Annotated in this window: 7 protein-coding genes; 3 read left to right on the top strand and 4 right to left on the bottom strand. The window is 64.5% G+C overall.

Features of this window, described 5'->3' with window-relative positions:
- Positions 1 to 438: 438 nt before the first annotated feature.
- Positions 439 to 3,237, top strand: coding sequence for a phosphoenolpyruvate carboxylase (gene ppc, locus IVA78_RS25490; RefSeq protein WP_247276053.1), 2,799 nt, complete (start codon positions 439 to 441; stop codon positions 3,235 to 3,237).
- A 93-nt stretch (positions 3,238 to 3,330) separates the two neighbouring features.
- Here the strand turns inward: ppc and IVA78_RS25485 are convergent, their stop codons facing one another.
- From IVA78_RS25485 to IVA78_RS25470, 4 genes are all read right to left on the bottom strand, one after another.
- On the bottom strand, positions 3,331 to 4,497 hold the full coding sequence (locus tag IVA78_RS25485) for an SMP-30/gluconolactonase/LRE family protein (RefSeq protein WP_247276052.1): 1,167 nt from the start codon (positions 4,495 to 4,497) through the stop codon (positions 3,331 to 3,333).
- Positions 4,498 to 4,612: 115 nt separating this feature from the next.
- A complete protein-coding gene (locus IVA78_RS25480; RefSeq protein WP_247276051.1) occupies positions 4,613 to 5,527 on the bottom strand; it encodes an SDR family oxidoreductase in 915 nt (304 codons plus the stop codon).
- Between the two features lie 107 nt (positions 5,528 to 5,634).
- Positions 5,635 to 6,774, bottom strand: a complete 1,140-nt coding sequence (locus tag IVA78_RS25475) for a thiolase (protein ID WP_247276050.1) — start codon at positions 6,772 to 6,774, stop codon at positions 5,635 to 5,637.
- A 3-nt stretch (positions 6,775 to 6,777) separates the two neighbouring features.
- Positions 6,778 to 7,191 carry a Zn-ribbon domain-containing OB-fold protein gene (locus IVA78_RS25470; protein WP_247276049.1) on the bottom strand — a complete coding sequence of 138 codons (414 nt, stop codon included), beginning with the start codon at positions 7,189 to 7,191 and terminating at the stop codon, positions 6,778 to 6,780.
- Positions 7,192 to 7,369: 178 nt separating this feature from the next.
- On the opposite strand from IVA78_RS25470, the gene IVA78_RS25465 reads away from it, so the two are divergent.
- Positions 7,370 to 8,719 carry an amidase gene (locus tag IVA78_RS25465; protein WP_247276048.1) on the top strand — a complete coding sequence of 450 codons (1,350 nt, stop codon included), beginning with the start codon at positions 7,370 to 7,372 and terminating at the stop codon, positions 8,717 to 8,719.
- Positions 8,712 to 9,398, top strand: a complete 687-nt coding sequence (locus IVA78_RS25460) for a DUF2848 domain-containing protein (protein WP_247276047.1) — start codon at positions 8,712 to 8,714, stop codon at positions 9,396 to 9,398. The genes IVA78_RS25465 and IVA78_RS25460 overlap by 8 nt, the downstream gene beginning before the upstream one ends.
- Positions 9,399 to 9,586 lie beyond the last annotated feature (188 nt).

Below are 9,586 nucleotides of genomic sequence, written 5' to 3'. Positions count from 1 at the left end.
TCACGGCCTTTGAGCGCGACCGGGCTCAGATCCAGCAACGGGCGGTTTTGCGAGAACCGCCCGTTTGCACATTCTGGCAGATTTCCCAGACACAAGAGCGCGCCATAAGCCGTAAAACCATTGCGCAGGGAAGGCCGGGATGTCCCGGCGTCACCTGTGGTCACCCCGCGTGCGTTTCTCGCGTGCGGACCCTGGGTGCCAGCCGGCGCCCGGCCTTCCCTGCGCCCTCTCTTCTCGATGAGGGTGAAGACGGATAGCAAACCTCGGGCGCCTGCGCCGCGAGACCGAGAACGTGTGCGCGCCGCTCTGCAAGACCCATCCTGCCACGGTCAGCCATGTTGCCGCGCCGCCACCAAGTTCATCTTGCACTGCGGCAGAAAAATATCGCACACTCGCTCGTGCCGGGCATCCAAGCGAGCTCGAACCGAGGAGCGAGCCATGTCCCTCCAGACCATACCATCCGACGCCACCGAGCATCGCCCCAACCGTCCCGAGGATGTCCAGGCGATGGAAGCGGAGGCGCGCCTGCGGGACGACATCCGCCTGCTCGGGCGCATCCTGGGCGATACCGTGCGCGACCAGGAGGGCGCCGAATTGTTCGAACTGGTCGAGCGCATCCGCCAGACCTCGATCCGATTCCACCGCGACGAGGACCGGCTCGCCCGCCGCGAGCTCGAGCAGATCCTCGATGGCATGTCGATCTCCGAGACCGTGCGGATCGTCCGCGCTTTCAGCTATTTCTCCCATCTCGCCAACATCGCCGAGGACCAGAACAACATCCGGCAGATGCGCGCCCGCACCGCGGGCAAGAACGGCGGCTCCGGCGTGCTGGCGGAAACGCTCGTCCATGCCAAGGCGGCGGGCATCGGCCCCGACGCGCTGCGCAATTTCTTCAAGACCGCACTGGTCAGTCCGGTGCTGACCGCGCACCCGACCGAGGTCCGCCGCAAGAGCACCATGGACCGCGAGATGGAGATCGCAGCCCTGCTCGATCGCCGCGAGCGCGTCGCCCTGACCGCCGAGGAGGCCGCCGCCAGCGACGAGCAGCTCCGCCGCGAGGTGCTGACGCTGTGGCAGACCAACCTTTTGCGGCGGACCAAGCTCACGGTGCTCGACGAGGTCGCCAACGGCCTGGCGTTCTACGACTACACCTTCCTGCGCGAGGTGCCGCGCCTGATCAACGCGCTCGAAGATCGGCTGGAGGAGGGCGGCGAGCAGGCGGCGGGCGAGCTCGCCTCGTTTCTGCGCATGGGCAGCTGGATCGGCGGCGACCGCGACGGCAATCCCTTCGTCACCGCCGACGTCATGCGCGGCACGCTGCGGCTGCAGTCCAGCCGGGTGTTGCAGTTCTATCTCAACGAGCTGCACGTGCTCGGCTCCGAGCTGTCGATCGCCGCGCATCTCGCCGATGTCTCCGAGGAATTGCGCACGCTGGCGGAACGCTCGCCGGATACTTCGCCACACCGAAGCGGCGAGCCTTATCGCCTCGCGGTGTCCGGCATCTATGCGCGCCTTACCGCGACCGCCGAAAAGCTGGAAGTCGAGATCACGCGGCGGCCGGTCGGCAAGGGCAAGCCTTACGAGAGCGTCAGGGAGCTGCAAGCCGATCTCGACGTGCTGCACCGCTCGCTGATCTCGAACAATGCCCGCGTCATCGCCCGCGGCCGGCTGCGGCTGCTCCGGCGCGCGGTGGATTGCTTCGGTTTCCATCTGGCGCGGCTCGACATCCGCCAGAACTCTGCCGTGCATGAGCGCACCATTGCCGAGCTGATGGATGCTGCCAACCCCGGCATGTCCTATCTCGCGCTCGGCGAGGACGCCCGCATTTCGCTGCTCACCAACGAGTTACGCTCGACGCGCGCGCTGGTCTCGCCATTCGTCAAGTACAGCGACGAGACCATGGGCGAGCTCAACGTGTTCCATGCTGCCGCGGAAGCGCATGCGAAGTTCGGTTCGGACGCGATTCCCCAATGCATCATCTCGATGTGCAAGGGCATGTCGGACATGCTCGAGGTCGCGGTGCTGCTCAAGGAGGTCGGCCTCGTCCATCCCTCCGGCCGCAGCGCCATCAATATCGTCCCCCTGTTCGAGACCATCGAGGATTTGCAGGCCTCCTCCGGAATCATGGACCGCATGCTGTCGTTGCACGATTACCGCCGCCTCGTCGACAGCCGCGGCTGCGTGCAGGAGGTCATGCTCGGCTATTCCGACAGCAACAAGGATGGCGGCTTCGTCACCTCGGGCTGGGAGCTCTACAAGGCTGAGATCGGCCTCGTCGACGTGTTCGAGCGCCACGGCGTGCGCCTTCGCCTGTTCCACGGCCGCGGCGGCTCGGTCGGTCGCGGTGGCGGTCCGAGCTATGATGCCATCATCGCGCAGCCCGGCGGTGCCGTGAACGGCCAGATCCGCATCACCGAGCAGGGCGAGATCATCTCGTCGAAATATTCCAACGCCGAGGTCGGCCGCTACAATCTGGAGATCCTCGCCGCAGCGACGCTGGAGGCGAGTCTGCTGAATCCGCGCCAGAGCGCGCCGCGCCGCGAATATCTGACCGCGATGGACGAATTGTCGAACCTTGCCTTCAGGGCTTATCGCGGCCTCGTCTACGAGACCGATGGATTCGTCGACTACTTCTGGTCATCGACCGTGATCAACGAGATCGCGACGCTCAATATCGGCAGCCGCCCGGCCTCGCGCAAGAAGACGCGCGCGATTGAGGACCTTCGTGCCATTCCCTGGGTGTTCTCCTGGGCGCAATGCCGTCTGATGCTGCCGGGCTGGTACGGTTTTGGCAGCGCGGTCGAGCAGTGGATCGCCGAGCATCCCGACAAGGGCATGCCGTTCCTGAAGGAGCTCTACCAGGAATGGCCGTTCTTCCGCATGCTGCTCTCGAACATGGACATGGTGCTGGCGAAAAGCTCGATCGCCATCGCCTCGCGCTATGCCGAGCTCGTGCCGGACGAAGCCCTGCGGGAAAAAATCTTCGGCCGCATCCGCCGCGAATGGCATTCCTGCATCGAAACGCTGCTCGACATCATGGGCCAGGACCGGTTGCTTCAAAGCAATCCGCTGCTGGAGCGCTCGGTGCGCCACCGCTTCCCCTATCTCGATCCGCTCAACCACGTCCAGGTCGAGCTCTTGAAGGAGCATCGCGCGCAGAACCCGGACGAGCAGGTGCTGCGCGGGATCCAGCTCACCATCAACGGCATCTCGGCTGGCTTGAGGAATACGGGTTGACGTCGTCGTTCCGGGGCGATGCGAAGCATCGAACCCGGAACCTCGAGATTCCGGGTTCGGCTCTTCGAGCCGCCCCGGAATGACGGCACTATCTCACGGCTTCATGGCGCCCTGCACGCTGGTGTAGACGGCATAGAGCGATGTCGAGCCGCAAATATACAGCCTGTTTCGCTGCTGGCCGCCGAAGCACAGATTGGCGACTGTTTCCGGAATATGGATCTTGCCGAGCAATTCGCCCGATGGGGTATAGCAGCGCACGCCGTCTTCGTTCGGGTCGCCCCAGCCCACCGAACACCAGACCCGTCCTTCGGTGTCGCAGCGGACGCCGTCGGTGATGCTCGGTTTTGGCATTTCAGCGAAGACCTTGCTGTTCGACACCTTCCCCCCGGTCACGTCGAGATCGAACACGCGGATATGGGACGGGTTGTCCGGCCCATCGGTGAACCCGGTGTCGCAGATATAGAGCTTCTTCTCATCCGGCGAGATAGCGAGCCCGTTGGGCTCCACAAAATCGTCGACGACGACTTTGACCTCTCCGGACTTCGGATCGACCCGGTAGACGTTCTTCTTGTCCTGCTCGGGCTCGGCCTTGATCCCCTCATAGAAGCCGCCGATCCCGTAGGCAGGATCGGTGAACCAGATCGCGCCATCGGCCGTCACCACCGCATCGTTGGGCGAGTTCAACCGCTTGCCGTTGAACTTGTCGGCGATGATGGTGATCGAGCCGTCGAGTTCGGTCCGCGTCACGCGCCGACCGCTATGCTCGCATGTGATCAGGCGTCCCTCGCGATCGATGGTGTTGCCGTTCGAGTTCATGGAGGGCTGACGGTAGACGCTGAGGTGACCGTCATCCTCGGAGAAGCGCATGATGCGGTTGTTCGGAATGTCGCTGAACAACAGGTAGCGCCCCGCGGCGAAATACACCGGACCTTCGGCCCAGCGGAAGCCGGTGGCGACCCGCTCGACGGCCATGGTGCCGGCGAAGGCGGGAAAGCCGGAGGGCCCGAAGGATGGCGGCCCCTTCTTGGCGGATTCCAAGTGGGAGTCCGGATAGCGGCTGCCCGGCAGTGGTCCCAAGGGCAACGGCGCCGTCGATCTCGTCGGCGCGCCTGTCTGGCCCAAGGGCGCGACGGAGGCTGCCAAGGCCGCGTTCATGGTAACGCCCGTCGCCGCGACTGCGGCCGCCGCGCCCTTCAACAGGGTGCGGCGCGCGAGAGAGGGTTCGCTGGATTCGGCAGAAATGGTCAGTGGTTTCGTCATAGTCGCCTCCCATTTTTTTGTTGGGAGGAAAACCATCCGCCTGCAATCGGGCGTAAAGCGGGCGATCCCGGCCGAACAACCGGAGACCGCGATGCAGCAATAGCTTGGAATCCAGCTAGACGGGATCCCAGGTGAAGATGTCGGCCGAGCGGTCCAGCTTGTAGAACGACCCCTTCAGTGCCGGCATGCCGTGTTCCGCGATCGACTGCGGCGTCCAGCCCTCGCTTCGCTGCACCGAGCGGATCGGACGGTTCTGGCTGAACAGGAAGATCTCGTTCATGCGCACGCCAAAGATCTGCCCGGTGACGTCCCTGGCGGAATCGCCCAGCAGATAGCCGCAGAGCGGGGCGATCTTCTCCGGTCCCATCTGCTTGATCTTCTCGACCCGCGCTTTCTCGGCTTCGGTCTCGGTCGGGATGGTGCCGATCATGCGGGTCCAGGCGAACGGCGAGACGCAGTTGGAGCGGACGTTGAAACGGCCCATGTCGAGCGCGATCGACTTGGACAAGCCAACGATGCCGAGCTTGGCGGCGGCATAGTTGGCTTGGCCGAAATTGCCGATCAGGCCGGAGGTCGAGGTGAAATGGACGAAGGAGCCCGACTCCTGCTCGCGGAAGATCCGCGCCGCGGCGTGGGAGACATAGAACGAGCCCATCAAATGCACCTTGATGACCGCTTCGAAGGCCTCCACGCTCATCTTGTGGAAGATCATGTCGCGCAGGATGCCGGCATTGTTGACGACGCCGTCGAGCCGGCCGAAATGATCGGTCGCGGTCTTCACGATCTTGCTCGCGGGAATGGCTTCGGCCACCGACTCGAAATTGGCAACGGCAGTGCCGCCGCGCTTCTTGATTTCCTCGACCACTTCTTCGGCGGGCGCCGTGTTCGAGCCGGCGCCGTCGGCGGCGGCGCCGGGATCGTTGACGACGACCTTAGCGCCTTCCGCGGCGCAAAGCAGCGCGATCTCCCGCCCGATGCCGCGGCCTGCGCCGGTGACGATGATGACCTTGTCTTGCAGTGATTTGCTCATGCGTGTGTTCTCCTGTTGTCTGCGTCATTCCGGGGCGTGCGAAGCACGAACCCGGAATCTCGAGGTTCCGGGTCTGGTCCTTCGGACCATCCCGGAACGACGAGGGCTTACCTCTCGTTCGTAAACACGATCGTGCCACTCGCCGCGAACATGCCGCCGACGCCGTGGCACACCGAGACCTTCGCGTTCGGCACCTGTGCCGGCGCGGTGCCACGCATCTGCCGCACGCTCTCCTGGAGCGCGTACATGCCGTACATGCCCGAATGCATATAGCTCAAACCACCGCCATTGGTGTTGAGCGGCAGCTTAGCCCCAGGCCGCGTGTTGCCGTCCGCAATGAACTTGCCCGTTTCCTCATAGGGCATGAAGCCGAGGTCGCCGAGCCCGAACAGCGGCAGATGTGCAAACGCGTCGTAGATCATGAGATGGTCGACGTCCTTGTGCGCGATGCCGGCCTCCTTGAAGGCGAGGGGCCCTGCGGTCTTGAACGCGCGCGAGGAATTGAACGTCTCCATCTGGCTGACCATCGGTGTTTCCACGCTCTCGCCAGTGCCCATGATGTAGACCGGCTTCCTCGGAAAATCCTTGGCTCGGTCGGCCGAGGTCAGGATCAGCGCGCCGCCGCCGTCGGTGACAAGGCAGCACTGGAGCAGGCGGAACGGATAGGCGATCATGCGCGAGTTGAGCACGTCCGCGACCGTGATCGGCTCCTTCATCATCGCGCGCGGATTTTTGGCCGCCCATTCCCGCTGCACCACCGCGACCGAAGCGAGCTGCTCGTGCGTGATGCCGTAGGTCTTCATGAAGCGCAGCACGGGGATCGGGAACATGCTGGGCGGGCCGTAGACCCCATAGGGCGCCTCGAACTGGCCGTTGAGGCTGTCCGGTGGCGTCGAGCGCGGCAATTTGCCGATCATCGACTTGCCGCTCTCGGCATGGGTGATCAGCACGGTCTTGCACAGACCGGCCTCGATCGCCGCGGCCGCGTGGCGCACGTGCAGCATGAAGGAGCAGCCGCCGACGGAGGTGCCGTCCACCCAGGTCGGCTTGATGCCTAGATAATGGCAGACCTGCTGTGGCGTTTCGACCGCAGTCGCAAAGCCGTCGATGTCGGAGAGCTTCAGCCCGGCATCGGCGATAGCATTGAGCGCCGCGTCGGCGTGGAGCTGGAGCTGCGAGGCGTTGGGGATGACACCGAGCTCGGTGGTCTCGGCCGCGCCCACAACGGCAACCTGGTTCTTGCGCATGGCCTAGCCCTTCGCCGGACGGAAGACGGGAAGGGTGATGTTGTCGTCGAGCTTCTCAAAGGCGACCTCGAGCTTCATGTCGAGCTCGAGCGCTTCGGGCGTCTGCGGACAGTCGATGATGTTGCTCATCATTCGCGGCCCCTCATCGAGCTCGACCACGGCGATGGCGTAAGGCGGCGTGAAGCCGGGCGCAGCGGGACGGTGGTTGATCACGTAGCTGTAGAGAAAACCATTGCCGCTCGCCTTGAACACCGAGACCTTGCGCGAGGCGCAGGACGGACAGAACGGGCGCGGCGGGAAGTAGATATGCGCGCAAGCGTCGCAGCGCTGGAGGCGCAATTCGCCCGCCTTCGTGCCGTCCCAGAAATGCTGGGTCTCTGGCGTCGGTTTCGGTCGCGCGCGCTGCGGTTCGGCCATATCGGCAGCTCCTCCCAAGAGACAGGCTTCGCGCCCGCCTGTTTCGATCTTGATGCGACAATCGACTATAGTGCGTCAACGGTCCAGCAATGCGCATGCATGCCATCATGCGCACAATGCTTGTGTCGACCTCGGCCGGCGCTATAGATTGCGCGCGCCAATATTCCGTGAGACAGACATGCCCGATTTTCCGACACTGGCGAAGCTCGCCGGAGACCTCGAAGGCGGCCGCACGACCTCCCGCAAGCTGGTCGAGGCGTGCATCGCCAGGATCGCCGATCCGGCCGGCGAAGGCCAGCGCGCCTTCATCCATGTTGACAAGGATGCTGCGCTCGCGGCCGCTGACGCGATGGACGGCTTGCGCAAGGCCAAGGCCGCGCCGTCGCGCTATGCCGGCATCCCGATCTCGATCAAGGATCTCTTCGACATCAGGGGCCAGGTGACGCGCGCCGGCTCCCGCGCGCTCGACGATTCCTCACCGGCCGAGCAGGATGCGGTCGCAGTGGCCCGGCTGCGCAAAGCCGGTTTCGTCGTGATCGGGCGCACCAACATGACCGAGTTCGCCTATTCCGGCATCGGCATCAATCCGCACTATGGGACGCCGAAGGGCGCATGGAACCGGGCGGAGGGCCATGTGCCCGGCGGCTCGTCCTCGGGCGCGGCAGTGTCCGTGCTCGATGGCATGGCGCATGGCGCCCTCGGCACCGACACCGGCGGCTCCTGCCGGATTCCGGCCGCCTTCAACGGCATCGTCGGCTACAAGCCGACGCAGCGCCGTGTGCCGCTCGACGGCGCGGTGCCGCTGTCGTTCTCGCTCGATAGCATCGGGCCGCTGGCGCGATCGGTCAGTTGCTGTGCCATACTCGACGCGGTGCTGGCCAACGAGCCGATCGTTCCGCTCAAGCCGCGGCCGATCCAGGGCTTGCGGCTGGCGGTGCCGACCACGATCGCGCTCGACGACCTCGATGCACAGGTCTCCGAGACCTTCGAGCGCGCGCTGAAGGCGCTCGCCGATCACGGCGCCATGGTCGAGCGCATCGAAATGGCTGAATTCCACGACATCGGCCCGATGAACGCCAAAGGCGGCTTTGCAGCTTCCGAAAGCTATGCCTGGCATCGCTATCTCATCACCGCGAAGGGCGACGTCTATGATCCCAGGGTCGCCGTGCGCATCATGCGCGGCGAGGTGCAGAGCGCGGCCGATTACATCGATCTGCTCAACGAGCGGCGCTCGCTGATCGCCCGCGTCAATGCACGGATTGCGCCTTATGACGCCCTGGTGCTGCCGACGACGCCCAACACACCGCCGAAAATCGCCGATCTCGCCGACGACCAGGCATTCGCCCGCGAAAATATCCGCGCCTTGCGTAATTGCAGCCTGATCAACCTGATCGACGGCTGCGCCATCTCGCTGCCTGCGCATCGCGAGGGCCACGTTCCTGTCGGCTTGATGCTGGCGGGGGCGGGCGGGACCGACCGCCGCATCTTCGAACTTGCTGCCGGCATGGAGGCCGTAATCCGTGTTTGACCTGACCTTCACCGTCGACGCCCAGGACACCACAACGCCGCTGACGCTGGCGATCGACCAGGCCTTCATCGCCGGCTGGACCGGCCGCGATCCGGTCGCGCGCGACAAGCACATCGCCGAGCTCGAGGCCGTCGGCATCGCCCGGCCGGCCTCAACGCCGATCTACTATCGCGTCTCGGCGCGGCGGCTGACGATGGAAGACCGCATCGAATGCACCGGCGGCGACTCGTCCGGCGAGGTCGAGTTCGTGCTGCTCGGGTGGCAGGGCCGCATCTTCGTCGGCTGCGGCTCCGATCACACCGACCGCAAGGTCGAGGCCTATAACGTCACAGTGTCCAAGCAGATGTGCGACAAGCCGATCGCGTCGACGCTGTGGGAGCTCGAGGACGTCGTCGGCCATTGGGACAAGATGATCCTGCGCTCCTACGCCACGATCGACGGCGAGCGCATGCTCTATCAGGAGGGCACCCTCGATGCCATGCTCCCGGTCACTGAGCTCATCGCACGCGGCTTTCCGGGCGGGAAGCTGCCCGACGGCTGCGCAATGTTCGGCGGCACCTTCGCCGCTAAGGGCGGCATCCGCCCTGCCGACCGGTTCGAATTCGAGCTGGAAGATCCCGTGCTGAAGCGAACGATCAGGCATGGGTATGACGTGGTGACGCTGCCGGTGAGGGGCTAACTCTCTCCTCACCGTCAGCAAAGCGAAGCAATCCAGAATTGTTCTGCGGTGGCAGTCTGGATTGCTTCGTCGCAAGGGCTCCTCGCAATTGTGCATGTTCACTAATTCGCTGATTGGATCGCTCCAGCGGAGGACGATCCGATGCGCGACAACAGCTATGACCGGACGATTGAGCGCAACTATCTGCA

The organism is Bradyrhizobium sp. 137 (assembly GCF_023074095.1).
Lineage (GTDB): Bacteria > Pseudomonadota > Alphaproteobacteria > Rhizobiales > Xanthobacteraceae > Bradyrhizobium.
The sequence above is the reverse complement of the archived record's forward strand: the minus strand, read 5'-3'. Positions and strand labels throughout refer to the sequence as shown.